The sequence below is a fragment of the Streptomyces sp. NPDC001027 genome (genome assembly GCF_040299045.1).
Taxonomy (GTDB): Bacteria; Actinomycetota; Actinomycetes; order Streptomycetales; family Streptomycetaceae; genus Streptomyces.
Genome location: NZ_JBEPBI010000107.1, coordinates 1 through 25,428, shown reverse-complemented (window position 1 = coordinate 25,428; position 25,428 = coordinate 1). Strand labels below are relative to the sequence as shown.

25 protein-coding genes and 3 pseudogenes are annotated in these 25,428 nt (G+C 73.2%); 15 read left to right on the top strand and 13 right to left on the bottom strand.

Annotated elements, in window-relative coordinates:
- Positions 1 to 202: 202 nt before the first annotated feature.
- Complete coding sequence (locus tag ABT300_RS25865) at positions 203 to 1,279, bottom strand: ATP-dependent DNA ligase (RefSeq protein ID WP_351680075.1); 1,077 nt, start codon at positions 1,277 to 1,279, stop codon at positions 203 to 205.
- Between the two features lie 164 nt (positions 1,280 to 1,443).
- Here ABT300_RS25865 and ligD point away from each other — a divergent pair, with 164 nt between their 5' ends.
- The gene (gene ligD / locus ABT300_RS25860) at positions 1,444 to 2,493 is read left to right on the top strand and encodes a non-homologous end-joining DNA ligase (RefSeq protein WP_351680072.1); all 1,050 of its coding nucleotides are present in this window, start codon (positions 1,444 to 1,446) and stop codon (positions 2,491 to 2,493) included.
- A gap of 197 nt (positions 2,494 to 2,690) precedes the next feature.
- On the top strand, positions 2,691 to 3,737 hold the full coding sequence (locus tag ABT300_RS25855; RefSeq protein WP_351680070.1) for a LacI family DNA-binding transcriptional regulator: 1,047 nt from the start codon (positions 2,691 to 2,693) through the stop codon (positions 3,735 to 3,737).
- 95 nt (positions 3,738 to 3,832) lie between these two features.
- Here ABT300_RS25855 and ABT300_RS25850 read toward each other — a convergent pair whose 3' ends face one another.
- Both ABT300_RS25850 and ABT300_RS25845 read right to left on the bottom strand, forming a co-directional pair.
- Positions 3,833 to 4,624, bottom strand: coding sequence for a VOC family protein (locus ABT300_RS25850; protein WP_351680078.1), 792 nt, complete (start codon positions 4,622 to 4,624; stop codon positions 3,833 to 3,835).
- Positions 4,625 to 4,738: 114 nt separating this feature from the next.
- On the bottom strand, positions 4,739 to 4,978 hold the full coding sequence (locus ABT300_RS25845; RefSeq protein WP_351680067.1) for a hypothetical protein: 240 nt from the start codon (positions 4,976 to 4,978) through the stop codon (positions 4,739 to 4,741).
- Between ABT300_RS25845 and ABT300_RS25840 the strand changes: the two genes are divergently transcribed.
- Positions 4,965 to 5,210, top strand: coding sequence for a WhiB family transcriptional regulator (locus ABT300_RS25840; protein WP_173985792.1), 246 nt, complete (start codon positions 4,965 to 4,967; stop codon positions 5,208 to 5,210). The two genes, ABT300_RS25845 and ABT300_RS25840, sit on opposite strands and share 14 nt — an antisense overlap.
- Before the next feature lie 278 nt (positions 5,211 to 5,488).
- Positions 5,489 to 6,853, top strand: coding sequence for an SDR family oxidoreductase (locus ABT300_RS25835; RefSeq protein ID WP_351680063.1), 1,365 nt, complete (start codon positions 5,489 to 5,491; stop codon positions 6,851 to 6,853).
- A 203-nt stretch (positions 6,854 to 7,056) separates the two neighbouring features.
- Here the strand turns inward: ABT300_RS25835 and ABT300_RS25830 are convergent, their stop codons facing one another.
- The 5 genes and pseudogenes from ABT300_RS25830 to ssgD all read right to left on the bottom strand — a co-directional run bounded on the left by ABT300_RS25830 (position 7,057) and on the right by ssgD (position 11,504).
- The gene (locus ABT300_RS25830; RefSeq protein WP_319197257.1) at positions 7,057 to 8,031 is read right to left on the bottom strand and encodes an acyl-ACP desaturase; all 975 of its coding nucleotides are present in this window, start codon (positions 8,029 to 8,031) and stop codon (positions 7,057 to 7,059) included.
- Between the two features lie 217 nt (positions 8,032 to 8,248).
- Positions 8,249 to 9,025: a dimethylargininase gene (gene ddaH, locus ABT300_RS25825; protein ID WP_351680059.1), complete on the bottom strand. Its 777-nt coding sequence runs from the start codon at positions 9,023 to 9,025 to the stop codon at positions 8,249 to 8,251.
- Positions 9,026 to 9,183: 158 nt separating this feature from the next.
- Positions 9,184 to 9,720 (bottom strand): annotated as a pseudogene (locus tag ABT300_RS44555) (ATP-binding cassette domain-containing protein); the annotation flags it as partial.
- A 540-nt stretch (positions 9,721 to 10,260) separates the two neighbouring features.
- A pseudogene (locus tag ABT300_RS44550) lies at positions 10,261 to 10,890 on the bottom strand (ATP-binding cassette domain-containing protein); the annotation flags it as partial.
- A gap of 197 nt (positions 10,891 to 11,087) precedes the next feature.
- On the bottom strand, positions 11,088 to 11,504 hold the full coding sequence (ssgD, locus tag ABT300_RS25815) for a spore wall synthesis regulator SsgD (protein ID WP_057582751.1): 417 nt from the start codon (positions 11,502 to 11,504) through the stop codon (positions 11,088 to 11,090).
- A gap of 223 nt (positions 11,505 to 11,727) precedes the next feature.
- On the opposite strand from ssgD, the gene ABT300_RS25810 reads away from it, so the two are divergent.
- From ABT300_RS25810 to ABT300_RS25800, 3 genes are all read left to right on the top strand, one after another.
- Positions 11,728 to 12,834 (top strand): WD40/YVTN/BNR-like repeat-containing protein, encoded by a 1,107-nt coding sequence (locus ABT300_RS25810; RefSeq protein ID WP_351680054.1) that lies wholly within the window; start codon positions 11,728 to 11,730, stop codon positions 12,832 to 12,834.
- Between the two features lie 50 nt (positions 12,835 to 12,884).
- On the top strand, positions 12,885 to 13,208 hold the full coding sequence (locus ABT300_RS25805) for a plasmid stabilization protein (RefSeq protein ID WP_351680051.1): 324 nt from the start codon (positions 12,885 to 12,887) through the stop codon (positions 13,206 to 13,208).
- Positions 13,209 to 13,279: 71 nt separating this feature from the next.
- Positions 13,280 to 13,972: an endonuclease V gene (locus tag ABT300_RS25800; protein WP_351680048.1), complete on the top strand. Its 693-nt coding sequence runs from the start codon at positions 13,280 to 13,282 to the stop codon at positions 13,970 to 13,972.
- Here ABT300_RS25800 and ABT300_RS25795 read toward each other — a convergent pair.
- The gene (locus tag ABT300_RS25795) at positions 13,948 to 14,136 is read right to left on the bottom strand and encodes a hypothetical protein (RefSeq protein WP_351680045.1); all 189 of its coding nucleotides are present in this window, start codon (positions 14,134 to 14,136) and stop codon (positions 13,948 to 13,950) included. The two genes, ABT300_RS25800 and ABT300_RS25795, sit on opposite strands and share 25 nt — an antisense overlap.
- A 290-nt stretch (positions 14,137 to 14,426) precedes the next feature.
- Here ABT300_RS25795 and mmpA point away from each other — a divergent pair, with 290 nt between their 5' ends.
- Positions 14,427 to 14,573, top strand: coding sequence for a morphogenic membrane protein MmpA (mmpA, locus tag ABT300_RS25790; protein ID WP_351680042.1), 147 nt, complete (start codon positions 14,427 to 14,429; stop codon positions 14,571 to 14,573).
- Between the two features lie 40 nt (positions 14,574 to 14,613).
- Here the strand turns inward: mmpA and ABT300_RS25785 are convergent, their stop codons facing one another.
- Positions 14,614 to 15,786 carry a saccharopine dehydrogenase family protein gene (locus tag ABT300_RS25785; protein WP_351680039.1) on the bottom strand — a complete coding sequence of 391 codons (1,173 nt, stop codon included), beginning with the start codon at positions 15,784 to 15,786 and terminating at the stop codon, positions 14,614 to 14,616.
- 91 nt (positions 15,787 to 15,877) lie between these two features.
- On the opposite strand from ABT300_RS25785, the gene ABT300_RS25780 reads away from it, so the two are divergent.
- The 4 genes from ABT300_RS25780 (at position 15,878) to ABT300_RS25765 (ending at position 21,021) form a co-directional block, all read left to right on the top strand.
- The gene (locus ABT300_RS25780) at positions 15,878 to 16,258 is read left to right on the top strand and encodes an MmcQ/YjbR family DNA-binding protein (protein WP_351680037.1); all 381 of its coding nucleotides are present in this window, start codon (positions 15,878 to 15,880) and stop codon (positions 16,256 to 16,258) included.
- A gap of 119 nt (positions 16,259 to 16,377) precedes the next feature.
- Positions 16,378 to 17,550: a CaiB/BaiF CoA transferase family protein gene (locus ABT300_RS25775; protein ID WP_351680034.1), complete on the top strand. Its 1,173-nt coding sequence runs from the start codon at positions 16,378 to 16,380 to the stop codon at positions 17,548 to 17,550.
- A gap of 38 nt (positions 17,551 to 17,588) precedes the next feature.
- Positions 17,589 to 18,803 carry an acetyl-CoA C-acetyltransferase gene (locus tag ABT300_RS25770; RefSeq protein ID WP_351680031.1) on the top strand — a complete coding sequence of 405 codons (1,215 nt, stop codon included), beginning with the start codon at positions 17,589 to 17,591 and terminating at the stop codon, positions 18,801 to 18,803.
- 40 nt (positions 18,804 to 18,843) lie between these two features.
- A complete protein-coding gene (locus tag ABT300_RS25765) occupies positions 18,844 to 21,021 on the top strand; it encodes a 3-hydroxyacyl-CoA dehydrogenase NAD-binding domain-containing protein (RefSeq protein ID WP_351680029.1) in 2,178 nt (725 codons plus the stop codon).
- A 38-nt stretch (positions 21,022 to 21,059) separates the two neighbouring features.
- On the opposite strand, the gene ABT300_RS25760 is transcribed toward ABT300_RS25765, so the two are convergent.
- Positions 21,060 to 21,779, bottom strand: coding sequence for a MerR family transcriptional regulator (locus ABT300_RS25760; protein ID WP_351680027.1), 720 nt, complete (start codon positions 21,777 to 21,779; stop codon positions 21,060 to 21,062).
- 139 nt (positions 21,780 to 21,918) lie between these two features.
- Between ABT300_RS25760 and ABT300_RS25755 the strand changes: the two genes are divergently transcribed.
- On the top strand, positions 21,919 to 22,401 hold the full coding sequence (locus ABT300_RS25755) for a macro domain-containing protein (RefSeq protein ID WP_351680024.1): 483 nt from the start codon (positions 21,919 to 21,921) through the stop codon (positions 22,399 to 22,401).
- A 5-nt stretch (positions 22,402 to 22,406) separates the two neighbouring features.
- Complete coding sequence (locus ABT300_RS25750; protein ID WP_351680022.1) at positions 22,407 to 23,375, top strand: PfkB family carbohydrate kinase; 969 nt, start codon at positions 22,407 to 22,409, stop codon at positions 23,373 to 23,375.
- A 31-nt stretch (positions 23,376 to 23,406) separates the two neighbouring features.
- On the opposite strand, the gene ABT300_RS25745 is transcribed toward ABT300_RS25750, so the two are convergent.
- Complete coding sequence (locus ABT300_RS25745) at positions 23,407 to 23,586, bottom strand: hypothetical protein (protein WP_351680019.1); 180 nt, start codon at positions 23,584 to 23,586, stop codon at positions 23,407 to 23,409.
- A gap of 120 nt (positions 23,587 to 23,706) precedes the next feature.
- Positions 23,707 to 24,315: pseudogene (locus tag ABT300_RS25740) on the bottom strand (M1 family aminopeptidase); the annotation flags it as partial.
- Positions 24,316 to 24,549: 234 nt separating this feature from the next.
- On the opposite strand from ABT300_RS25740, the gene ABT300_RS25735 reads away from it, so the two are divergent.
- Positions 24,550 to 25,428: CocE/NonD family hydrolase (locus ABT300_RS25735; protein WP_351680016.1), on the top strand; the 879-nt coding region annotated here is incomplete at its 3' end.

The following is a 25,428-nucleotide window of genomic DNA, read 5'->3' as shown; positions in this document are numbered from 1 at the left end:
GGCGCCGCGGGTGCAGTGGGCGCTGCGGGTGCAGTGGGCGCCGCGCAGGCCGTGGGCGCCGTGGGTGCTGCACAGGCCGTAGGCGCCGTGGGCGCCGCGGCAGCCGCGAGAGCGCCACGCCTGCCGACGACCGCTGCCCGTGCCGCCGCTGCCCGCGGGAGGTCGACGGAGGTCGACGGAGGTCGACGGCCGGGGTGACCGGTCAGGTGCGCGGCGGGGTCCCGAGGATCTCCGCCAGGTCGTAGCGCACCGGTTCCTCCAGCTGTGCGTAGGTGCAGCTCTCCGGGGTGCGGTCCGGGCGCCAGCGGCGGAATCGCGCTGTGTGCCGGAAGCGCGCCCCGTTCTCCATGTGGTCGTACGCCACCTCGACCACCCGCTCGGGCCGCAGCGGCACCCAGGACAGGTCCTTTTTGCCCGACCAGCGGCTCGGCGCCCCGGGCAGCCGGGCCGTCTCGTGGGCCGTCTCGTCCGACCAGGCCGCCCACGGGTGACCGGTGGCCTCCGCCATCCGCAGTGGCTCCAGCTCCTCGACCAGCTCCGCCCGGCGCTTCATGGTGAAGGCCGCGCAGACCCCCACGTGCTGGAGGACGCCCGCGTCGTCGTGCAGGCCCAGCAGCAGCGAGCCCACCACGGGCCCGCTCTTGTGGAAGCGGTATCCGGCGACCACGACGTCCGCGGTGCGCTCGTGCTTGACCTTGAACATCGCGCGCTCGTTCTGCAGGTACCGCAGACCCGGCGGCTTCGCGATCACCCCGTCGAGGCCCGCGCCCTCGTACTCCTCGAACCACTGCCGGGCCACCTCGACGTCGGTCGTCGCGGGCGCCAGGTGCACCGGCGCCGTCACCGCGGCCAGCGCCCCGGTCAGCAGGTCCCGCCGGTCGCTCTGCGGCACGTCGAGGACCGCCTCGTCGGCCAGCGCCAGCAGGTCGAACGCGACGAAGGACGCCGGCGTCCGTTCGGCGAGCGTGCGCACCCGGGAGTCCGCGGGGTGGATGCGCTCCGTCAGCGCGTCGAAGTCGAGCCGTCCCTCCCGGGCGATCACGATCTCGCCGTCCAGCACGCACCGCGTCGGCACCCGCTCCCGCAACGCCGCCACCAGCTCAGGGAAGTACCTGGTCAGGGGCTTCCCGGTGCGGCTGCCCAGTTCGATCTCGTCCCCGTCCCGGAAGACGATCGCGCGGAACCCGTCCCACTTCGCCTCGTACTGCATGCCCGGCGGGATCGCCGCCACCGACTTGGCGAGCATCGGCTTCACGGGCGGCATCACGGGCAGATCCATGGTGCGATTCTGCGCGCCGATCGCCCGCCCCGCCCGCCGGACGGACCGCCGGAGGACCGCCGGAGGACCGTCGGAGGACCGCCGGACGGACCGTCGGGCGGGCGCGCGAGTCGTCGGGGTGCGCGCGCATGCGAGTCGTCATGGGTGTGTCTACCGTGGCTCGCATGGGCGATGCGGTGGAACTGGAAGCAGCCGGCCGGACGGTGCGCCTGTCCAGCCCGGACAAGGTGTTCTTCCCGGAGCGCGGCTTCACGAAGCTGGACCTCGCCCGCTACTACCAGGCGGTCGCCCCGGGCATCCTGCGCGCCCTGCGCAACCGTCCCACCACCCTGGAGCGCTACCCCGACGGAGTGAACGGGGAGTCCTTCTTCCAGAAGCGGGCGCCCAAGAACATGCCGGACTGGATCCCGACCGCGCACATCACCTTCCCCAGCGGACGCAGCGCCGACGAGATGTGCCCGACGGAGGAGGCGGCCGTCCTGTGGGCCGCCCAGTACGGCACCCTCACCTTCCACCCGTGGCCGGTGCGGCGCGCCGACGTGGACCGTCCCGACGAACTGCGCATCGACCTCGACCCGCAGCCCGGCACCGACTACGACGACGCCGTCCGCGCCGCCCACGAACTGCGTTCCGTGCTCGACGAGTTCGGCGGACTGCGCGGCTGGCCCAAGACCTCAGGCGGGCGCGGCCTGCACGTGTTCGTGCCGATCGAGCCGCGCTGGACCTTCACCCAGGTCCGGCGAGCCGCCATCGCGGTGGGCAGGGAGATGGAGCGGCGGATGCCGGACCAGGTGACCATCCGCTGGTGGAAGGAGGAACGCGGCGAGCGCATCTTCGTCGACTACAACCAGACCGCCCGCGACCGCACCATCGCCTCCGCCTACTCCGTACGCCCGCGCCCGCACGCTCCCGTCTCGGCGCCTCTGCGCTGGGAGGAGGTGGGCGAGGCACACCCTCGCGATTTCGACATCGCGACCATGCCCGCCCGCTACGCCGAACTCGGCGACGTCCACGCCGACATGGACGACCACGCGTTCTCCCTCGACGCCCTGCTCGAGCTGGCCCGGCGCGACGAGCACGACCACGGGCTCGGCGACCTGCCGTATCCGCCGGAGTACCCGAAGATGCCCGGCGAGCCGAAGCGGGTGCAGCCCAGCAGGGCGAAGAAGACTCCGGACGCCGGAGAGCCCCCGGCGGACGCCGCCGCTCCTTGATCCCGACCCATCGCTCCTGGATCCGGACCGCGCCTTGATCCGGATCCCATGGGCACGGCGCACGTCCGTCGAAGGCGGAACCGCCGGAGTTCGCGGGGCGGTGCCGTCGGCCGGGGCGAGAGCGCTCTCATTCGGGTCCGGGCCGACTCGTGGTCCGGAGCTATCCTGATCCGCAGTCGGCCAGGAGGAGCCCCGAAGTGACCGAGACAGCGTCGCGTCCCACGTTGGAGGCCGTGGCCGAGCGGGCCGGGGTCTCCCGGGCGACCGTGTCGAGAGTGGTCAACGGCGGGGACGGCGTCCGGGAACCGCTCGTCGAACGGGTCCGGCAGGCCGTGGAGGAGCTCGGCTACGTGCCGAACCAGGCCGCGCGCAGCCTCGTGACGAAACGGCACGACGCCGTGGCCGTCGTCATCGCCGAGCCGGAGACCCGGGTCTTCGCCGACCCCTTCTTCGCGCTCCAGCTCCGTGGCATCAGCAAGGAGTTGACCGCCCACGACAACCAGCTGGTGCTGCTGCTCACCGAGGGCCGGGACGACCACGCGCGCGTCGCCCGCTACCTCGCCGGCGGTCATGTCGACGGGGCGCTGGTCTTCTCCCTGCACCTGGACGACCCGCTGCCGGGCCTGATCCAGGGCGCGGGGGTGCCGACCGTGTTCGGCGGGCGGCCCGGCTGGAGCGACGGGACCCGCGACGTGGTCTACGTGGACAGCGACAACCGCGGCGGGGCTCGCGACGCCGTGCGCCTGCTGGCCGGTCTCGGCCGCACCCGCATCGCGCACATCACCGGCCCGCTCGACCAGACCTCCGCGGCGGACCGGCTCGACGGCTACCGGGAGGTCATGGGCGACGCCGACCCGGGGCTGGTCGTCGAGAGCGACTTCACCCCCGGCGGCGGCGAACGCGCCATGCGCGCACTCCTCGAACGCCGCCCCGACATCGACGCCGTGTTCGCCGCCAACGACCTCACCGCCTCGGGCGCCGTGCGCGTGCTGCGGGAACGGGGCAGGCGCGTGCCCGAGGACGTGGCCGTGGTCGGCTTCGACGACATGATGCCCGTCGCCGAGCAGACCGATCCGCCGCTGACGACGGTCCGTCAGGACATCGAGGAGATGGGCCGGATCATGGCCCGCCTCCTGCTGCGCCGCCTGGAGAGGCGTACCGCGGAAGGGGATCGCGGCGGCGTGGACGGCAGCGACGCCCCGGTGGTGCTGCCGACCACGCTGGTGCGCCGCGCGTCGGCCTAGACCGGCACGCGGGCCTGGACCGACACGCGGTCGCGACGGCCCGACACCCGTGCGCCGGCCGGGTCGTGCGGCCGGGCCGCCGTGTCCGGTCTCCCTCAGGTCTCTCTCGGGATGCTCCTGATCACCGCGAAGCGTGCGCCGTAGGGGTCGGCGAGCTTGGCGATGCGGCCGACGTCCGGCATGTCCGTGGCGGGCATCCGCACACCGCCGCCGTGGCTCACGGCCTCGGCGACGACCGCGTCCACGTCGGTGACCTCGAAGTACGGCAGCCAGTACGGATCCGACCCGGTCTCCGAGGGATCGTCGGCCAGCGGGACGATCCCGCCGAACATCGCCTCCTCCCCGCCGTCGGCCGGGTTGACGCAGGTGTACGTGCCGCCGGGGAAGGCGGCGGCCGAGGTCTCCAGACCGAGTGCGGTGCGGTAGAACGCCGCCGCCGCGGCGATGTCCGGCGTGTACAGCTCGACCCAGCACAGCGAGCCGGGTTCGTCCGCCATGTCCACGCCCTTCGTCAGGGCCGGCTCCCAGAGGCCGAACGTGACGCCCGCCTGGTCGGCGAGGACCGCCATCGTGCCCTTTCCCATCACGTCCATCGGGGGGAGGAGCACTCTGCCGTGCGCCTGCTCGGCGGTCTTGGCGGTGGCCTGCGCGTCGGACGTCTGGAAGTAGACCGTCCAGGACGGCGGCCCCTGCGCCGGGGTGGTCTGCATGCCGCCCGCCACGGTCCTGCCGTCCAGCTGGAAGAAGCCGTAACCGCCGGCGTCGGGTCCCGCCGACAGGAAGCGCCAGCCGAAGAGCGCGCCGTAGAAGGAGGTGGCGCCGTCGATGTCGGGCGTGCCGACGTCGATCCAGTTCGGAGCGCCGTCGACGAAACGGGTGGTGAGCATCATCGCCCTCCTCGCAAGGGTCCCGTTCTCTGTTCTGCCGAGTCTGGCACCGCCCACTGACAATCGCTGCCCGAGCGGCCCCGCCGTCCGCGGCGTCCGGCGGCGGCCCCGTGGTCACTGCGGGTTTCCGCCGGTCAGGCGCGTGAGGGCGACGGCGACGCCGTGTGCCGCCGTGTGCGGACGTGTGCCGCCGGCCCGGCCGATCCGCGCGCCGCCGTGCGGGCCGTCGCCGCCGACGACATCATTCAGGGCAGCGCCGTCGGCCGGTGACGGGGCCGGCGTGCCGCGCGTATACCCGGCGTTGATCGAATGTTTCGCGCCGCCGGGCATCGTTCTGGCCATGTACACCGACACGATTCCGACGCCCGACCTCTCCTGGCAGCGGGAGGCGCTGTGCGCGCAGACGGGGGCGGACTTCTTCTTCCCCGAACCCGGCAGTTCGGTGCGCGAGGCCAAGCGCATCTGCGGCATGTGCGAGATGCGCCCCGCGTGCCTGGACTACGCCCTGGCCCACGACGAGCGCTTCGGCGTCTGGGGCGGTCTCTCCGAGAAGGAGCGACTGCAGATCAGGCGCACGGCCGACTGACCCGTGCCGTGGTGACGCAACGACCCTGTCGCCGTCCCGGAATTCGAACGACCGCATCGCGGGGGTGCGGTTAGGATCCGGGAACGAGTTCGGGCGTGACGCACAGGCGGCACAGCCCCGCACAGGCGTGCACGCCGGATCCCGTCCGGCCGTCCCGAACGCGTGCGCGGTCCCTCGGTGCGGAGCCCGACTCGACACCCGGTCAGGGTGCAGACGCCGGTCCGCATCTTGTCGGGACCGCGGTACGGAGCACAGGGGCGGGCCGGGGGGCAGGGGCGATGGGCGAGGAGAAGACGAGGGCGGCGGAGACCCGGCAGGTCACCGAGACGGAGCTGGCCGCCTTCCACCAGGTCGTGGGCAAGCTGCGTGCGCTGCCGGTCGACGATCCCGTGCGGCTGCACGCCGAGCGGGTCGCCGCCTCCTTCGCGCGCGACGGGTGGCGGCGCAGGCGTCATCTGCGCGGCGCCGAGGTGGCGGCCGCCGACGCGGCGACGATGGCCGCCACCGCGACCGGCGCACTCGACCGGCGCGAGGACGCGCCGCTGGTGAGCGGCGGCGCGGGCGGCGTCTTCCACCGGCCGCGGCCCTGCTACGTCTGCAAGTCGCCCTATCGGCACGTCGACGCGTTCTACCACCGGCTGTGTCCCGCCTGCGCCGCCGACAACACCGCCCGACGCGCGCTGAGCGCAGACCTGCGGGGGCGCCGCGTCCTGCTGACCGGCGGCAGGGTCAAGATCGGCTTCCAGCTGGCGCTGATGATGCTGCGGGACGGCGCGGAGCTCGTGGTCACCTCCCGGTTCCCGCACGACACCGTCCGCCGTTTCCGGGCCGAGCCGGGCAGCGAGCGATGGATGAGCAGGCTCACGGTCCTCGCCGTCGATCTGCGCGACCCCCGGCAGGTGCTGGGGCTGTGCGAGGAACTGCGCCGTGAGGGCGAGCCGTTCGACATCCTCGTCAACAACGCGGCGCAGACCGTGCGGCGACCGCCCGAGTCGTACGCCCTGCTGGCCGCCGGGGAGCACGACGCCCTGCCCGAGGGCGTCCGGCCGGCGCCGGGCTTCACGCCGATGCGGATGCTGGAGGGGCTCGGCGGCACGGTGTCGGCGCTCCCCGCCGCGCTGCGCGAGGCCGACGAGGCCGGGCTGCTGCCCGACCCCTCGCCGGAGAACTCCTGGTCGGTCCGGCTCGGCGCGCTCGACCCGGCCGAGGTCCTGGAGACCCAGCTGGTCAACGCGCTCGCCCCCGCTCTGCTGTGCGACCGGCTGCTGCCGCTGCTGCTGGCGTCCCCGCATCCACGGCGGTACGTGATCAACGTGAGCGCGGTCGAGGGCCGGTTCGCGGTGCGCAACAAGATGCCCGGGCATCCGCACACCAACATGGCCAAGGCCGCCCTGAACATGCTCACCCGCACCAGCGCCGCCGCGCTCGCCGAGCAGGGCGTGCACATGTGCGCCGTCGACACCGGCTGGATCACGGACGAGAACCCGGCGCCGAAGAAGGCCCGGATCGCGGGCGCGGGATTCCGCACGCCGCTGGACGTCGTCGACGGCGCCGCGCGGGTGTACGACCCGATCGTGCGCGGCGAGGCAGGGCATCCGGTCTCGGGAGTGTTCCTCAAGGACTACCGGGAGGCGGACTGGTGAGCGTGCGCGGCAGCGCCGGGCACGGCCCGGTGTCTCGCCGTACCGGCGGCCCGGCGTGCCCGGTGGTCCGCCGGCATGACGGCGCGGACGGCGAGACGGCCCGCACCGGGAGATCGTTTCCGAGTGCGAGCCGTTCGGGCCGTGCGAGTCGTGCGGCCGTGTGAGCCGTGCGACCCCGTTCGGGGTGAGCGTGCGTCGTGCCGTCAGCCCGCGGCGCGGGCCGCCATACGGGCCTTGCGCGCCGCCAGTTTCTCGTCGAACTTCAGGGCCTCGGCGTCCAGGCCGCCCATGTACAGGCCGAGCTCCTCCTGCGCCTGCCGCCCCTCGGGGCCGAGGCCGTCGATCTCCATGACCTTCAGGAAGCGCAGCACGGGCTGGATGACGTCGTCGTGGTGGATGCGCAGGTTGTAGATCTCGCCGATCGCCATCTGCGCCGCGGCCCGCTCGAAGCCGGGCATGCCGTGGCCGGGCATGCGGAAGTTCACGATGACGTCGCGCACGGCCTGCATGGTGAGGTCGGGGGCGAGCTCGAAGGCGGCCTTCAGCAGGTTGCGGTAGAAGACCATGTGCAGGTTCTCGTCGGTGGCGATGCGCGCCAGCATGCGGTCGCAGACCGGGTCGCCGGACTGGTGGCCGGTGTTGCGGTGCGAGACGCGGGTCGCGAGCTCCTGGAAGGACACGTACGCGACCGAGTGCAGCATGGAGTGACGGTTGTCCGACTCGAAGCCCTCGCCCATGTGGGCCATCCGGAACTGCTCGAGCTTGTCCGGGTCCACCGCGCGCGAGGCGAGGAGGTAGTCGCGCATCACGATGCCGTGCCGGCCCTCCTCGGCCGTCCAGCGGTGCACCCAGGTGCCCCAGGCGCCGTCCCGTCCGAAGAGCGAGGCGATCTCGTGGTGGTAGCTGGGCAGGTTGTCCTCGGTGAGCAGGTTCACGACCAGCGCGATCCGGCCGATCTCGGTGACCTTGGACTGCTCCTTCCCCCAGGCCTCGCCGTCCTCGAAGAAGCCGGGGAAGTTGCGGGCGTCGCTCCACGGCACGTACTCGTGGGGCATCCAGTCCTTGGTGACCTTCAGGTGCCGGTTCAGCTCGGTCTCGACCACTTCCTCCAGCGCGAACAGCAGCTTGGCGTCGGTCCAGACGGCCGGATTGCCGAGGTGAGGGGAGGTGATCGACACGAGGTACTCCAGGGGGACGCGAAGCGGAGCGGAACCGTCCGGCGAGCGGGACCGGAACTTACGGGATCGTAGGCTACGAATCCGTAGGTTATGAAGACATGGTCTAAGCAGGGCGTAAAGATCGCTGATCAGCCGGGTTGCCGGGGCAATTCGGGGCATGCCGAACAGCCCCGGGAAGTGCAGGTCCCAGGGCTGAACAGGTGATCGGCTCACCCGGTCAGGCGTACAGCTCCCGCAGCCGCACCGAGAGGCATGTCACACATCCCTCGAGCTTCTCGAACTCGCCGATGTCGACGAGGACGGGCTCGTGTCCGAGATCGGCGAGCAGATCCGCCGTCTTCGGCGCGCTCGCCGCCATGAGCAGGTGGGGGCCGCCGAGGAGCACCACGTGCGCGCCCGCCTCCTCGGGCACCGACAGGAAGCGCGGGAACAGCGACGGCCGGTCGACCTGGGGGATGTGACCGATCACCGTCCCGTCGGGCAGCGCCGTGACCGCCGACTTCAGGTGCAGCACCTTGCTGACCGGCACCGCTGTCACCGTCGCCCCGAGCGGTTCGAAGGCGGCGCGCAGCTGCTGGACGCCGGCCGCGTTGGTCCGCCCGCCCCGGCCGACGTAGACGGTGTCCCCGACCTTGAGCACGTCGCCGCCGTCCAGCGTGCCGGGCTCCCAGATCCAGTTCACCGAGCAGCCGAGGCGTGCCACGGCCTCCTCGACGCCGGCGGTCTCCCCGCGCCGGGACTCGGCGCCGGAGCGCGCGATCAGGGCGACGTTCCGGTACATCACCACCGTGTCCTCGACGAACACGGAGTCCGGGCAGTCGTCGGCCGGATCGACCTCGACGGTCTCCCAGCCGTGCGTGCGCAGGGCGTCGGCGTAGGCCTCCCACTGCTCCAGGGCGAGCTCCACGTCGACCTTCTCCCGCTCGACGTGCGTCACCAGGCCTTCGGCGAGGCGCGGGCTGGGGCGGCGGATGAGGGCCTTCTTGCTGGGCACGTCCAGGTCTCCGAATCGGGTGGAAAACCGGCGCCTCGGGCGCGGCGCCGGTCAGCCATCATGCAGCGCGGGACCACCAGCACAAAACCCCTCAGTAACAATGTGGCCCTCCCGAGACCCGCGCGGGCGACGCGAAACCCCGCGGGCGACGCGCGACCCTACGCCGGGTCCGCCACCTCCTCCGGCGTCGTCTCCCTCAGCGTGCCGTCCATCAGCAGCCAGCGCGTGATGCCGATCGACTCCAGGAACGGCAGATCGTGGCCGGCCACGATCAGCGCCCCCTCGTACGACTCGAGCGCCGTCGTCAGCTGGCGCACGCTCGCCATGTCGAGGTTGTTGGTCGGCTCGTCGAGCAGCAGCAGCTGCGGCGCCGGCTCGGCGAGCATGAGGGCCGCCAGGGCCGCCCGGAAGCGCTCCCCGCCGGAGAGGGTCGCCGCCTTCTGGTCGGCGCGGGCGCCCCGGAACAGGAAGCGGGCGAGCCGGGCCCGGATCCGGTTGTTGGTCGCTGCGGGCGCGAAACGGGCCACGTTCTCGGCGACCGTGAGGTCGCCGTCGAGGACGTCGAGGCGCTGCGGCAGGAAACGCAGCGGCACGTGCGCGTGCACCTCGCCGGACTCGGGCGCCAGCTCCCCGGCGATCGTGCGCAGCAGCGTCGTCTTCCCGGATCCGTTGCGCCCCACCAGCGCCACCCGCTCGGGACCGCGCAGATCGAGACCGCCCTCCACGCGCGCGCCGTGGGCGAGCCGCAGATCCAGGAGGGTGAGGACCTCACGCCCCGGCGGCACGGCCGTGTACGGCAGGTCGACGCGGATCTCGTCGTCGTCGCGTACCGCCTCCACGGCGTCGTCGAGCCGGTCCCTGGCCTCGGCGAGCTTCTCCTCGTGCATGATCCGGTGCTTGCCCGCCGACTCCTGCGCCGCGCGTTTGCGCGCCCCCATGACGATCTTCGGCTCGCGCTTGCTGTCCCACATCTTCTGCCCGTACCGCTTCCGGCGGGCGAGCTTGACCTGGGCGTCCGCGAGTTCGCGTTTCTGTTTGCGCAGGTCGGCCTCCGCGACGCGCACCATGCGCTCGGCGGCCTCCTGCTCGGTGGCCAGGGCCTCCTCGTAGGCGGTGAAGTTGCCGCCGTACCAGGTGATCTCCCCGGCGCGCAGGTCGGCGATCTGGTCGACGAGGTCCAGCAGCTCCCGGTCGTGGCTGACCACGACCAGGACGCCCGGCCAGGACGCGACGGCCGCGTACAGCCGCCTTCGGGCGTACAGGTCGAGGTTGTTGGTCGGCTCGTCCAGCAGCAGGACGTCCGGCCGGCGCAGCAGCAGGGCGGCCAGCCGCAGCAGAACCGACTCGCCGCCGGACACCTCGCCGGTCGTGCGGTCGAGGCCGACGTGGGCGAGCCCGAGCTCGCCGAGGGTCGCGAGGGCGCGCTCCTCGACGTCCCAGTCGTCGCCGACGGTCTCGAAGTGCTCCTCGGACGCGTCGCCGGACTCGATGGCGTGCAGTGCGGCCCGCCGGTCGGCGATGCCGAGCGCCTGGTCGATCCGCAGGGACGTGTCCAGGGTGACGTTCTGCGGGAGGTAGCCGACCTCGCCCGCGACGCGCACGGCGCCGTCGGCGGGTGTCAGTTCTCCGGCGATCAGCTTCAGCAGGGTCGACTTGCCGGAGCCGTTGACGCCGACGAGCCCGGTGCGGCCGCTGCCGAAGGCGACGTCGAGGTCGTCGAAGACGGGGGCGCCGTCGGGCCAGGAGAAGGCGAGGGAAGTACAGGTGATGGACTGATGCAAAGCGGGCCTCGTGGGTGCGTGTGCGGTCAGGGACGACACGTGTCGAGACACCGGAGGCGGCGACCACCGCGCGAGCGGGGACATGCGGAGACAGCACGAAAAGCCCTGCTCCGCACCGGGACGGCTCGAGGCCGAGGTCGCACGCTGCGCACACCGGCATGGGGTGTGGCGCGGGGTGTCTCGGGACCTCAGACGAGCAACGTCCTACTCCGATCGGCGGCAACAGAAGCGCTTCACACCGTAGGAGGGCCGGAAAGGGCTGTCAAAGGATTTACGTCGGGTCAGCAGGCGTCCCGCATCAGTTCGGCCAGATCGTGGTCCAGGTCGAGCTGACGGTGCTCCGTGCCGGCGGGCACCAGCTCGCTCGCCGCCTGCAGGAAGCGGCGGATGTCGGCCGAGTGGACGTGCACGACGGCGGTCCCCTCGGGCGCGTGGAACTCCAGGACGGTGCGGTCGTACCCGTAGGGGCGCACCCGGACGTCGCCGTGGCCCTCGGCGTCGTGCAGGCCGGCGGCGAGCAGCTCGCGGGAGAAGGTCCAGCAGACCTCGACGCCCTCCAGGGTGGCCGGAGCCGGGAACGTCATCCGCACGGCGAACGGGTCCAGGCGGTCGTAGTGCAAGGTGGCGGGGATGTTGGGCATCCGAGGCGCGGCCGCGACCAGGCGGGCCTCTACGAGCTGTTCGATGACGGTGGACAACGCCTTGCTCCCTCGTGACGGCGGGACGAAACTCCGGGCGGTGGGACCGGACACTGGAAGAGACGCCGGAACCGGCCGATCCGTGCACACCACTTTCGAGTGACCTCGGTCACCGCGTTTCATGCACGGGAGTGACTCAGCTCTCCTGCCGTGCCAGGCAAGGCGGTTGGGGCGGACGAGGGCCTCTGGACGCCGGCGGGAGCCTGCACTAGCTTCGCCCGCCATGAGGCGCTTGGGGAAGACGCGACGCACGGTACGGACAGCGCGGGGCGGCGGACGAGCGGCGGCGGCGGCCTGCGGGGCGGCGCTCGCCGTGCTCACCGCCCTGCCCGCGCAGGCCCGCCCGGCGCCGCCGGCGCCGCCGCACTGGGAGCTCAAGGACACCGGCGTCACCGCGCGGCTGCGCGGTCTGGCGGCGGTCGACCGGGAGACCGCCTGGGTCGCCGGCACGCAGGGCGTCGTCCTGCGCACCGCCGACGGCGGCGCGACCTGGCGGGACGTCTCCCCGGCCGGTGCGGCAGGCCTGCAGTTCCGCGACGTCGAGGCGTTCGACGCGCGCCGGGCCGTGGTGCTCGCCATCGGCGAGGGCGAGGCCTCACGCGTGTACCGCACCGAGGACGGCGGGACGACCTGGACGGAGTCCTTCCGCAACACCGACCCCCGCGCGTTCTACGACTGCATGACCTTCTTCGACCGCCGCCACGGACTCGCCGTGAGCGATCCCGTCGACGGGAGGTTCCGCGTCCTGTCGACCGGCGACGGCGGCCGTACCTGGAAGGTGCTGCCCGACGCGGGGATGCCGGCCGCCCAGGAGGGCGAGGCGGGATTCGCCGCGAGCGGCCAGTGCCTGGTCTCCGCCGGGTCGCGGGACGTCTGGCTGGCGACCGGCGGGGCGGCACGCGCGCGTGTGCTGCACTCGTCCGACCGAGGGCTGACCTGGCGAGCCGCCGACGTCCCCGTCCCCGCCGGGGACCCCGCGCGCGGGGTCTTCGCCCTCGCCTTCCGCGACCGCACGCACGGTCTGGCCGTGGGCGGCGACTACCGCCCCGACCAGCCCTCCCCGCGGGCCGCCGCCACGACCGCGGACGGCGGCCGCACCTGGCGGCCCGCGGACGGCCCGCCGCCCGCCTACCGTTCCGGCGTCGCCTGGCTGCCGCACAGCCGCACCGCCGCCCTGGCGGTCGGCCCGGCCGGCACCGACCTGACCACCGACGTCGGCCGCACCTGGCGCACCCTCGACACCGGCTCGTACGACACCGTGGACTGCACGCCGGACCTCGGCTGCTGGGCCGCGGGCGAACAGGGGCGCGTGGCACGCCTGGAGAGATGAGCCGTTTTCCGGGTACCCGGCGGGGACGAACGCGAAGGGAGTGAGCGTCCATGCCACGTGGTTCCAGCCCCAAGCGGGAGCGCCAGTACGAGCACATCAAGGAGAGCGCGCGGGACCGGGGGGAGAGCGCCGGCCGCGCGAAGGAGATCGCCGCGCGCACGGTCAACAAGGAACGCGCCCGGTCCGGCGAGTCGAAGACCGCGAGCCGCACCTCCACCGAGGACATGTCGTCCGGCCGGCGCGGCGGTCAGCGGTCCGGCAAGGGCTCGCAGGGCCCCACCTACGACCAGCTGTACGAGGAGGCCAAGCGGCGGGGCGTCAAGGGCCGTTCGGACATGAACAAGAGCCAGTTGCAGCGGGCGCTCGGCGACTGACGCCGAGGCCGGCCGCGAACGGAGAACGTGATCGCGGGGCCGCCCGCCGGGGCCGTACGCTCGTCCTCACCATGACGACCGTCAGCATTCCCGCGGGCTGGCCCGCGACCGAGGAAGAGGCCCGCGCCGTCCAGGACGAGCTGCGGGCCCGTGTCCTGCTCGAGCCGGGACCGCCCGTGGGCGCCGGGTACGTGACGGGCGTCGACGTCGCCTACGACGACGAACGCGACGTCGTCGCGGCGGCCGCCGTCGTGCTGGACGCGGCGAGCCTGGAGGTCGTCGCCGAGGCCACCGCCGTCGGCCGGATCTCCTTCCCGTACGTGCCCGGACTGCTCGCGTTCCGCGAGATCCCCACCGTGCTCGCCGCCCTGGAGGCCCTGCCGCACGATCCGGGCCTGGTGGTGTGCGACGGCTACGGCCTGGCCCACCCGCGCCGGTTCGGCCTCGCCAGCCACCTCGGAGTGCTCACCGGTCTGCCCGCCATCGGCGTCGCCAAGAACCCGTTCGCCTTCGCCCACGCCGAGCCGGACGCCCCGCGCGGATCGGCGACCCCGCTGCTGGCCGGCGACGAGGAGGTGGGGCGCGCGCTGCGCACCCGGGCGGACGTGAAGCCGGTCTTCGTCTCCGTCGGCCACCGCGTCACCCTGGACGACGCCTGCGCCCACACCCTCGCCCTCACCCCGCGGTTCCGGCTCCCGGAGACCACCCGCCGGGCCGACTCACTGTGCCGGCGGGCCCTTCACGAGGCCACCGTCCGCCACTGACCCACCTCCCGGTACTCCGAGTCGAGGATCGTCGAGCCGTCCCCGTCCTCGAGGGCGTAGTGCTTGAGGTTGCCGCCCCAGTACCGCAGGATCCGCTGCAGTTCGCCCACCGGGTCCGCGGCGGTCGCGCCCTCGTCGAGGGTGACCTCCAGAACGAACTTCATGCTGCTCCTTTCACCGCTCCGACCGGATGCTTCCATCGTTTCATTGAAGTGCTTGTGGGGACTTCGGCGCGAAAGGCGCGGTGAGCAGCGGGAAAAGCCTCAAACGCAGGGTGAGGGGCCTTGGGGGCGCCGCCCGGGCCATGGGTGCCGGGCAGGCCGTTCGAGCACGCTGTCCGAGCGCTGTGTCCGAGCGCTGTGTCCGAGCGCTGTTTCCGAGTACGACGTCTGAGTACGACGTCTGAGTACCCGTACGGATGTACGCCCGGCGTCGCGTCGGCAGGCTGGGCCGCATGACCGCACACCGTGCCCCCAAGCCCCTCGCCGACCCGGACCGCCCGGTCGAGCGTGCCGTGAACGCCGCGCTGATCCTCGCCGTCCTGGCAGGCCTTGGCTGGATCGTCGGGATGATCTCCACGCTCGTCCGGTGGCAGCTCTGAGGGCGGCGCCGGGGCCCGGCGGGGCGGACCGAGGTCGCGGTCAGCGGCGCGCCGCGACGCGGAAGCGGACGCCCGCGCGGGTCAGCCGCTCGGTCAGCGCGTCGCCCATCGCCACCGCCGTGGTGATCTGTCCGGCCGTCGGCGGGAGGTCGTCGCAGGACAGCGCCATCGCCGCCTCGGCGAACATCTTCGCCGTCTCGTCGTAACCGGGGTCGCCGCCCGCGACCTCGGTGTACACCCGCCGGCCGCCGCCCTCGCCGACGAACCGGACGGAGAACCAGCTCCGCGCCCGCTTCTGCTCGCTCGGCCCCTCACCGGGCTTGAGCCGGTCCGACAGCCAGCGTCGGGCGGGCGGCAGCTGTGCCGCCGCGGCGAGCGTCCCGACCGCGGCGACGCCGCCCACGGCGACGGGCAGCCGCCGCACGGCCGCGTAGTGCCGGTAACGGAAGTCGGGGCCGTAGCGCTGCAGGGCCCGGGCCGACCGCAGCACGATCTGCGGGTCGATGGTGGGCAGCGGCAGCGCCCAGGCCCCGACCTCCGCGGCGAACCGGGGCGCGCCCACCGGGGCGACCGCCCGACGGCCCATGAGGCGCGGCTCGTGCCGCCCTCGTTCCCGTGCCGCGGCGAGCATCTGCCGGCCGCGCGCGAACTGACCGAGCGCGGAGGCGAAGGTGCCGCCCGAGAAGGAGGCGTCGGCCGTCACGAAGCCGTCCACGGCCAGCGGCACGCCCTCCGGGAGCTGCCGGACGGTGAAGTACACGCCGAGGTCGTGCGGGACGGAGTCGAATCCGCACGCGTGGATCAGCCGTGCCCCCGTCTCCCGCGCGCGTGCGTCGTGCCGGACGTACATCAGGTCCACGAACTCCGGCTCGCCGGTGAGGTCGAGGTAGTCCGCGCCGGTGTCCGCGCAGGCGGCCACCAGCTCCTCGCCGTAGCGCACGTACGGGCCCACCGTCGTGGCCACCACGCGCGCGTGCTCCGCGAGCGCGCGCAGGGAGGCCGGGTCCGCGACGTCGGCGCGCAGCACGCCGACGTCCACGCCGAGCCGTTCGCGCAGCCGCTCCAGCCTGCCCTCGTCCCGCCCGGCGATCGCCCAGCGCAGCCCCGCGGGCGCGTGGACGGCGAGGTACTCCGCGGTGAGCGTTCCCACGAAGCCCGTCGCCCCGAAGAGCACGATGTCGTACGGACGGTCGCTCGTTTTCAGCCTGCTCATGACATCCCTTCGCGGTGCAGCCCGTGCCGCTGTCGGTGGCTGAGGCTAGCGTGATGAGTGCGGAGGCCGACGACGAGCCCGGAGGCAGCAGGTGACCGTGGACCGCAATGCCCTGAAGAAGTGGGAGAAAGTGCGCGCGTTCGCACTCGGACTGCCGGGTGCGGCCGAGGAGTTCCCCTGGGGCGAGAGCGTGGCCAAGGTGAACGGCAAGGTGTTCGTCTTCCTCGGCGTGGACGACGGCAGTCACCCGCTGGGCGTCACCCTCAAGCTCGCGGACGAGACCGCGCACGCCCACGCGCTGGCCGCGCCCGGCGCGGAGCCCGCCGGATACGGCCTCGGCCGGTCGGGCTGGGTGCGCCTGCCGCTGCAGGAGAAGGGCGCCCCCGCGGCCAGGCTGCTCTGCGACTGGGTGGAGGAGAGCTACCGCACGATCGCCCCCCGGCGGCTCATATCGGAGCTGGAGACGCGCTGAGCCGTCGGCCGCCGCGCGGTGAACCGGCTAAGCGCTTGCTCGCCCTGCTCTTGTGTCCATGGCGACACGTTCTTAGCATCACTGGTGTTACATCGGTTGTGTCACAGCGAGGGGGCCGGATGACGACGGCACGGACGACCGGGCACGGCCCGCTGGCCGGCGTGCGCGTGCTGGAGCTCGCCGGGATCGGCCCGGGCCCTTTCGCGGGCATGCTGCTGGCCGACCTCGGCGCCGACGTGGTGCGGGTGGACCGCCCCGGCGGCCAGTCCCTCGGCATCGACCCGGCCCGCGACGTGACCAACCGCAACAAGCGCTCGGTGATCGTGGACCTCAAGGCGCCCGACGGCCCCGCACGCGTGCTCGACCTCGCCGCCCGCGCGGACGTGCTGATCGAGGGCAACCGTCCCGGCGTCGCCGAGCGGCTCGGCGTCGGCCCCGCGGACTGCCACGCCCGCAACCCCCGACTGGTCTACGGCCGGATGACCGGCTGGGGCCAGGAGGGCCCGCTCGCCCAGCGCGCCGGGCACGACATCGCCTACATCGCCCTCACCGGCGCCCTGGGCCTGATCGGCCCCCCGGACGCACCCCCGCCGGCCCCCGCCAACCTGCTCGGCGACTACGCGGGCGGCTCCCTCTACCTCGTCGTCGGCGTCCTCGCGGCGCTGCACCACGCGCGCGAGAGCGGCGTCGGCCAGGTCGTCGACGCGGCCATCGTGGACGGCGCCGCCCATCTGTCCGCGATGATCCACGGCATGCTCGCGGCCGGCGGATGGCAGGACCGGCGCGGCGCCAACCTGCTCGACGGGGGCTGCCCGTACTACGGCGTCTACGAGACCGCCGACGGCGGGTACATGGCCGTCGGCGCGCTGGAGCCGCAGTTCTACGACGCGTTCGTGGACCTGCTGGGCCTCGACGGGGATCTCCGTGACGCCCGCAAGGACTGGACGCGCTGGGCGGAGCTGCGCGAAGCCGTCGCCGCCCGCTTCCGCGCCCGCACCCGGGACGCGTGGACGGCGGTCTTCGAAGGCTCCGACGCGTGCGTGGCGCCGGTGCTGTCGCTGCGCGAGGCCCCCCGCCACCCGCACCTGGCGGCCCGCGGCACCTTCGTCGACCACGGCGGCATCACCCAGCCCGCCCCGGCGCCCCGCTTCTCCGCGACCCCCACGGCCGTCCGCACCGGCCCGGCACGGCCCGGCGCCGACACGCACCGGGTGGCCCGTGACTGGGACGTACCGGAGCTCGCGCCCGACCCCGAGCAGCCCCTCCCGAACACCGCGGCACGGGGCGACTGACCCGCCCGGCCCGGCCCACCCTCCCGAAAGGCCCCTCAGTGAGCACCGAAGCGTATGTGTACGACGCGATCCGCACCCCGCGCGGGCGCGGCAAGGCGAACGGCTCCCTGCACGGAACGAAGCCCATCGACCTGGTCGTCGGCCTCATCCACGAACTCCGCGACCGCTTCCCCGGCCTGGACCCGGCCGCGATCGACGACATCGTGCTCGGCGTGGTCAGCCCCGTGGGCGACCAGGGCTCCGACATCGCGCGCACCGCCGCGATCGCGGCCGGCCTGCCGGACACCGTGGCGGGCGTGCAGGAGAACCGCTTCTGCGCCTCCGGTCTGGAAGCCGTCAACCTGGCGGCCATGAAGGTCCGCTCGGGCTGGGAGGACCTCGTCCTCGCGGGCGGCGTCGAGTCGATGTCCCGGGTGCCGATGGCCTCGGACGGCGGCGCCTGGTTCAACGACCCGATGACCAACCTGAGCGTCAACTTCGTGCCGCAGGGAGTCGGCGCCGACCTCATCGCCACCATCGAGGGCTTCTCCCGGCGCGACGTCGACGAGTACGCCGCCCTTTCGCAGGAGCGGGCGGCGACGGCCTGGAAGGAGGGCCGCTTCGACCGCTCCGTCGTCCCGGTGCGGGACCGCAGCGGCCTCGTCGTCCTCGACCACGACGAGCACCCGCGCCCCGGCACCACCGCCGACTCGCTCGGCAAGCTGAAGCCGTCCTTCGCCGACATCGGCGAGCTGGGCGGGTTCGACGCCGTGGCGCTGCAGAAGTACCACTGGGTGGAGAAGATCGACCACGTCCACCACGCGGGCAACTCCTCCGGCATCGTCGACGGCGCCTCCCTGGTCGCCATCGGCACGAGGGAGGTCGGCGAGCGCCACGGGCTCACCCCCCGCGCGCGGATCGTCTCCGCGGCCGTCTCCGGCTCCGAGCCGACGATCATGCTCACCGGTCCCGCGCCCGCCACCCGCAAGGCCCTCGCCAAGGCCGGTCTGACCATCGACGACATCGACCTCGTCGAGATCAACGAGGCGTTCGCCGCGGTGGTCCTGCGCTTCGTCAGGGACATGGGCCTGTCCCTGGACAAGGTCAACGTCAACGGCGGCGCGATCGCGCTGGGCCACCCGCTCGGCGCCACCGGCGCGATGATCCTCGGCTCGCTCGTCGACGAACTGGAGCGCCAGGACAAGCGCTACGGCCTCGCCACCCTCTGCGTCGGCGGCGGCATGGGCATCGCCACCGTCGTCGAGCGCGTCTGACCACCCCAGCGGAACCCGAGACCTCTACGGAGAACCCGTCATGACACAGAGCACTGCCATCCGCTGGGAACAGGACCGCACCGGCCTCGTCACCCTCGTCCTCGACGACCCCGACCAGTCCGCGAACACCATGAACGCGGCCTTCCGCGCCTCTCTGGCCGCGGTGGCCGACCGCCTGGAGGCCGAGAAGGACTCCGTCCGGGGCGTCATCCTCACCTCGGCCAAGAAGACCTTCTTCGCCGGCGGCGACCTGCGCGACCTCATCCGTGTCACCCCCGACACGGCCCAGGAGCTGCTGGACGGCGGACTGGAGATCAAGCGCAACCTCCGCCGCATCGAGACCCTCGGCAAGCCCGTCGTCGCCGCCCTGAACGGCGCGGCCCTCGGCGGCGGCTACGAGCTCGCCCTCGCCTGCCACCACCGCATCGCGCTCGACGCGCCCGGCTCGAAGATCGGCTGTCCCGAGGTCACCCTCGGCCTGCTCCCCGGCGGCGGCGGCGTCGTGCGCACGGTCCGGCTGCTCGGCATCACCGACGCCCTGCTCAAGGTCCTCCTCAAGGGCACCCAGTACAGCCCGCGGCGAGCCCTGGAGAACGGCCTGGTGGACGACGTCGCCGCCACGCCCGAGGAACTGCTCGCCAAGGCCCGCGCCTTCGTCGACGCGAACCCCGAGTCGCAGCAGCCCTGGGACAGGCCGGGCTACCGCATCCCGGGCGGCGCCCCGTCGAACCCCCGGTTCGCCGCCAACCTGCCCGCCTTCCCGGCGAGCCTGCGCAAGGAGACCAACGGCGCCCCCTACCCCGCGCCGCGCAACATCCTCGCCGCGGCCGTCGAGGGCGCCCAGGTCGACTTCGAGACCGCGCAGGTCATCGAGGCCCGCTACTTCGTCGAGCTGGCCGCCGGACAGACGTCGAAGAACATGATCCAGGCGTTCTTCTTCGACCTCCAGGCCGTCAACTCGGGCCTCAGCCGCCCCAAGGGCGTCGCCCCCCGCCCGGTCCGCAGGGCGGCCGTCCTGGGCGCCGGGATGATGGGCGCCGGCATCGCCTACGCGTGCGCCCGCGCGGGCATCGACGTCGTCCTCAAGGACGTCTCCCTGGAGGCCGCCCTCAAGGGCAAGGCCTACTCCGAGAAGCTGTGCGCCAAGGCCGTCTCCCGCGGCCGCACGACCCAGGAGAAGGCGGACGCCCTCCTCGCCCGCATCACGCCTGCCGCGGACCCCGCCGACCTGGCCGGCTGCGACGCCGTCATCGAGGCCGTCTTCGAGGACACCGCCCTCAAGCACAAGGTGTTCCAGGAGATCGAGCAGGTCGTCGCCCCGGACGCCCTGCTGTGCTCCAACACCTCCACCCTGCCCATCACCGCGCTCGCCGAAGGGGTCGAGCGACAGGAGGACTTCATCGGGCTGCACTTCTTCTCGCCCGTCGACAAGATGCCCCTGGTCGAGATCATCAAGGGCGAGCGCACCGGCGACGAGGCGCTCGCGCGCGCCTTCGACCTGGTGCGGCAGATCAAGAAGACGCCGATCGTCGTCAACGACTCGCGCGGCTTCTTCACCTCCCGGGTGATCGGCCACTTCATCAACGAGGGCGTCGCCATGGTCGGCGAGGGCATCGAGCCCGCCTCCGTGGAGCAGGCCGCCGCGCAGGCCGGCTACCCCGCCAAGGTGCTCTCCCTGATGGACGAGCTGACGCTCACCCTGCCGCAGAAGATCCGGCGGGAGTCGAGGCGGGCCGTCGAGGAGGCCGGCGGCGTCTGGACCGCGCACCCCGCCGAGGCCGTCATCGACCGTATGGTCGACGAGTTCGGCCGCACGGGACGCAGCGGCGGCGCCGGCTTCTACGCGTACGGGGAGGACGGCGGGCGGGCCGGTCTGTGGCCGGGGCTGCGCGAGCACTTCACCCGCGCGGGCGCCGAGATCCCCTTCGAGGACATGCAGGAGCGCATGCTCTTCTCCGAGGCCCTCGACACCGTCAGGCTCCTCGAGGAGGGCGTCCTGACCTCGGTGGCCGACGCCAACATCGGCTCCCTCTTCGGCATCGGCTTCCCCGGCTGGACCGGAGGCGTGCTCCAGTACGTCAACGGCTACGACGGCGGGCTCCCCGGCTTCGTGGCCCGCGCGCAGGAGCTCGCCGCCCGCTACGGCGACCGCTTCACCCCGCCCGCGCTGCTGGTGGAGAAGGCGCAGCGGGGGGAGACCTTCACCGACGCGCGCTGAGCGCCCGGACCGTCACGGGGAGCCGTCCGCCCCGGCCGTCACGGGGAGCCGTCAGCCGGCGGCTCCCCGAGCCACTCCCGCAGCTCCTCCGTGAGCGAGCGCTGGAAGGCGGTCAGCAGCGCCTGGACGACCAGCGGCTGCATGTGCGCCGACAGCGACCGCACCGCCTGCGCGTCGCGCTCCGGCACCTCCTCGCGCAGCAGCCGCGACAGTTCGTGGGCCGCCGCGCGGGCATGGTCGAGCAGGACGGTGCGCGCCGCGCGGATGGACTGCGGCGACAGCGGCACGTCCAGCAGCCGGACGCCCAGCCGCAGCAGGCCGGGGTCGACCCCGTACCCGTCGCCGTCGCCGTCGCGATGGACGACGTCCATTGCGACGAGCCGGTCCAGGTCCTCCTCGTCGAGCGTGCGCCCCGCCCGCCGCTGCAGTTCCTCCCGGGTCACCGTCTCCACCGCGTCCGGCGCCCAGGAAGCCACCACGGCCCGGTGCACGGCGAGGTCGTGGGCGTCGAGACCGGGCGGCAGCCGGTCCAGGTAGCGCTCGATCGCCGCGAGCGTCAGCCCCTGCCCGCGCAGCTCCTCGATCAGCGCCAGACGTGCGAGGTGCGCGGCGCCGTAACGCCCCACCCGGCGCGGTCCGATGACCGGGGGCGGGAGCAGTCCCTTGGTGCCGTAGAAGCGCACCGTGCGCACCGTGACGCCGGCGCGCGCGGCCAGCTCGTCGACCGTGAGGGCCGGCTCCTCGGTCTCGCTCTTCATGTGCAGCAGTATCGCTGTCACACCGGGGCGGTCAAACCCCTGACCACCGCGGTGAGCGCCGCACTGACCGCCGCCGCGATCGCACCGGGAGAAGCGAACGCCCTCCCTCGATGTCAGTGGCGTCGCCTACCGTGGCGTCATGGGGGAGATCACTTATGTCCGGGGCGACGCCACCGTGCCGTCGGTGAAGGGCGTCAAGGTCATCGCGCACGTCTGCAACGACATCGGGGGATGGGGGAAGGGCTTCGTCCTCGCGCTGTCCCGCCGCTGGCCCGAGCCGGAGGCCGCCTATCGCGCCTGGCACCGGGGCCGCGCCTCCAACGACTTCGCTCTGGGCGCCCTCCAGCTCGTCCAGGTCGAGCCGTACGTGTGGGTCGCCAACATGATCGGCCAGCGCGGCGTGCGGACGGGCAGCAAGGGCGTCCCCGTGCGGTACGACGCCATCGACGCGGCGCTGGCCCGGCTGGCCGGCCCGGCGCGGGAACTCCGGGCGTCCGTGCACATGCCACGGATAGGCTGCGGCCTGGCCGGGGGCAGGTGGTCCCGCGTGGAGCCGCTCGTGAGCGAGCGGCTCGTGCGGCGGGGCGTCGCGGTGACGGTGTACGACCACGGGGAGGGGTAGCGCGCATGAGCGCACGGACCGACAGGCACAGCGAGGACGTCGCCGGCGTCGAGGACCTGGGCGGCGTCGAGGACGTCGGCGGCATCGACGTGCTGGTCCTCGGCGGGGCCGGCGTGGACACGATCGTGTACGTGCCGGAGCTGCCGCTCCCGTACGCCGACAGCTACATGATCGACAGCGGGATCCGCGCCCGCGCCGGCCAGACCGGCGACTTCGTCGCCCTGGGCCTCGCCGCCCTCGGCCTGCGCACCCACCATCTCGACTTCCTCGGCGACGACCCCGAGGGCGACCTCGTCCGCGCCCTGCACCACGAGCACGGCATCGCGCTCACCGCGATCCCGCAGCCCGCCGGCACCAAGCGCGCGGTCAACCTGGTCGGCCCGGACGGCCGGCGGCTGTCGCTGTACGACACCAGCCGCGGGCGAGCGGACGACCGCTTCCCCGAGGACGCCTTGCGCGCCCTCGCGGCGGCGAGCCGCCACGCGCACGTGTCCATCACACAGCCCTGCGTGGAGGCGCTGCCGGTCCTGCGCGAAGCGGGCGTCGGCATCTCCACCGACCTGCACAACTGGGACGGCGAGAACCCCTACCAGGCGGCCTTCGCCCACGAGGCGGACGTGGTGTTCGTCTCCGCGACAGCCCTGCCGGACCCGCGGGCGACCATGCGCCGCATCGCCGAGCGCGGCCGGGCCGAAGCGGTCGTCGCCACCGCCGGAGCCGAGGGGGCGTATCTGCTGGCGGACGGCGAGCTGACGCACGTCCCCGCCGTCCCCCCGCCCGGAGCGGTGGTCGACTCCAACGGCGCGGGCGACGCCTTCGCCGCCGCCTTCCTCTTCGGCCGTCTGAGCGGCGAACCGCCCCGCCGGTGCGCCGAGTTCGGGGCACTGGCGGGGGCGTACGCCTGCACGGTGCCGGCCACGGAGAGCGCCGCCCTGCCCCGCGCCGAGCTGCTGGCACGGGCGGGCGCCCGCTGACCCGGCGGCTTCGGCGACGCCGGTCGTGACGTCAGTTCTGCTTGCGTCTGGCGGCGCTGAGGCCGACCACCCCGACGAGGGCGACGATCGCGCCCAGCAGGGTCAGCACAGGGATGCCGCCGATGAGGCCGACGGCCATCACCACCGCCCCGATCAGCGGCACCACCCGCCACACGCCCAGACCTTCGTTGCCGTTCCCCGCACCAGCCATGACCGCCCCCGCTCTCTTCGCAGTTCCTGCACGGCTTGTTACCCACAGCCGCCGTATATCAGACAGCAGTTCGCGGGATTCCTGCGCCGAGGGCAGGACGGAACGGACGGCGATCGGCGCTCAGTGCGCGTGGACGTCGTTCGTCGCCGCGATCTTCTTCCAGGACTTCGGCTGCGCGGGAGCGGCTGCCGCCCCCGCAGCCGCCGCCTTCGCGACCGCCGCCGCCGTCCGCCCGGTCGAAGCCGCCGGCTTCGACGGCTGGAACAGCCACGCGTCGAACAGGGCGCCCAGCTGCCTGCCCGAGACCCGCTCGGCGTACCGCACGAAATCGGGCGCCGTCGCGTTGCCGTAGGCGTGCTCCCGCGGCCAGCCCTTGAGGACGGCGAAGAAGGCGTCGTCGCCGATCTCGTCGCGCAGCGCCTGCACCGCCAGCGCGCCCCGGTCGTACACGGCGACGTCGAACTGCTTCTGCGGACCCGGATCGCCGGGCTTCACCGTCCAGAAGGCGTCGTCGGCCGGATGGGAGGCGTACACGTAGTCCGCGAGCTCACGGGTCGTGCCCTCGTCCTCGTGCTCGGACCACAGCCACTGCGCGTACCGCGCGAAGCCCTCGTTCAGCCAGATGTCCTTCCACCCGGCGACGGACACGAAATCGCCGTACCACTGGTGGGCCAGTTCGTGCACCACCACCGAGGTGTTGGAGCCGCCGGCGAACTGCCGCGGGCGGTGCACGTGAACTCCAAGTCGTAGAGGAGCGCGGTCCGTTCGGAGCCTATGGACTCCCTGTGCCTCAGGACCTGCCCGACACCGCTCCCGTCACACGATCGCCATTCGGCCGTGCGCGTCGCCCGCCCCGGCGCGCACGGTACCGGCCGAGTGCCGGCGCGCACTCCCCTCACGCTGTTCGCCGCCGCCTCATCTGCCCTCTTCTGCACGGGAGTTGACGCGAGTACCGTCCCGCGCATGTGGACACGCATGCGCTTCACGACCTGGAGACCGCTCGCCGCCGCCGTCATCACCCTTCTGATGGCCGCCTTCCTCACCCCGGCCGCGGCCCACGGCGCCCCCCGGGAGAGCCGACCCGTCTACTCCTATGAGAACGCCGTGCGCGAGGCCGTCTGGGTCGACACCGGACTCGACGCCGACGGCGACGGCCGGACCGACCGCGTCGCCGTCGACATCGTCCGGCCCCGCGAACCCGCCGCGCAGGGCCGCAAAGTGCCCGTCATCATGGACGCCAGCCCCTACTACTCCTGCTGCGGACGCGGCAACGAGAGCCAGCTCAAGACCTACGACGCCGAGGGCCGCGTCGTCCAGATGCCGCTGTTCTACGACAACTACTTCGTGCCCCGGGGCTACGCCGTCGTCGGCGTCGACCTGGCCGGAACCAATCGCTCCGACGGCTGCGAGGACGTCGGAGGCCGCGGCGAGGTCCGGTCCGCGAAGGCGGTCGTCGACTGGCTCAACGGCCGCGCCAAGGGCTACACCACCCGCACCGGCGGCACGGCCGCCAAGGCGAGCTGGACCGACGGCCGCACCGGCATGATCGGCAAGAGCTGGGACGGCACCATCGCCAACGCCGTCGCCGCGACCGGCGTGAAGGGGCTGCGCACGATCGTCCCCATCGCCGCCATCTCCTCCTGGTACGACTACTACTTCGCCCAGGGCGCGCCCCTCTACGACTCCGGCCCCGACGCCCTCGCCGACTACGTCAGCAGCCCCGACGCCCGCGCCCGGTGCGCCGCCGTCCAGCGCCGGCTCGTCGACGGGGCCCCGCGCACCGGCGACCGGACGCCGTTGTGGACCGAGCGCGACTACGTCAAGGACGCGCACAAGGTGCGG

Coding starts and splice junctions, on each gene's coding strand:
- ABT300_RS25865 (WP_351680075.1), bottom strand. CDS start 1,279: ATGGATCTGCCCGTGATGCCGCCCGTGAAGCCGATGCTCGCCAAGTCG.
- ligD (WP_351680072.1), top strand. CDS start 1,444: ATGGGCGATGCGGTGGAACTGGAAGCAGCCGGCCGGACGGTGCGCCTG.
- ABT300_RS25850 (WP_351680078.1), bottom strand. CDS start 4,624: ATGCTCACCACCCGTTTCGTCGACGGCGCTCCGAACTGGATCGACGTC.
- ABT300_RS25840 (WP_173985792.1), top strand. CDS start 4,965: ATGTACACCGACACGATTCCGACGCCCGACCTCTCCTGGCAGCGGGAG.
- ABT300_RS25835 (WP_351680063.1), top strand. CDS start 5,489: ATGGGCGAGGAGAAGACGAGGGCGGCGGAGACCCGGCAGGTCACCGAG.
- ABT300_RS25810 (WP_351680054.1), top strand. CDS start 11,728: ATGAGGCGCTTGGGGAAGACGCGACGCACGGTACGGACAGCGCGGGGC.
- ABT300_RS25805 (WP_351680051.1), top strand. CDS start 12,885: ATGCCACGTGGTTCCAGCCCCAAGCGGGAGCGCCAGTACGAGCACATC.
- ABT300_RS25800 (WP_351680048.1), top strand. CDS start 13,280: ATGACGACCGTCAGCATTCCCGCGGGCTGGCCCGCGACCGAGGAAGAG.
- ABT300_RS25795 (WP_351680045.1), bottom strand. CDS start 14,136: ATGAAGTTCGTTCTGGAGGTCACCCTCGACGAGGGCGCGACCGCCGCG.
- mmpA (WP_351680042.1), top strand. CDS start 14,427: ATGACCGCACACCGTGCCCCCAAGCCCCTCGCCGACCCGGACCGCCCG.
- ABT300_RS25785 (WP_351680039.1), bottom strand. CDS start 15,786: ATGAGCAGGCTGAAAACGAGCGACCGTCCGTACGACATCGTGCTCTTC.
- ABT300_RS25775 (WP_351680034.1), top strand. CDS start 16,378: ATGACGACGGCACGGACGACCGGGCACGGCCCGCTGGCCGGCGTGCGC.
- ABT300_RS25765 (WP_351680029.1), top strand. CDS start 18,844: ATGACACAGAGCACTGCCATCCGCTGGGAACAGGACCGCACCGGCCTC.
- ABT300_RS25760 (WP_351680027.1), bottom strand. CDS start 21,779: ATGAAGAGCGAGACCGAGGAGCCGGCCCTCACGGTCGACGAGCTGGCC.
- ABT300_RS25755 (WP_351680024.1), top strand. CDS start 21,919: ATGGGGGAGATCACTTATGTCCGGGGCGACGCCACCGTGCCGTCGGTG.
- ABT300_RS25750 (WP_351680022.1), top strand. CDS start 22,407: ATGAGCGCACGGACCGACAGGCACAGCGAGGACGTCGCCGGCGTCGAG.
- ABT300_RS25745 (WP_351680019.1), bottom strand. CDS start 23,586: ATGGCTGGTGCGGGGAACGGCAACGAAGGTCTGGGCGTGTGGCGGGTG.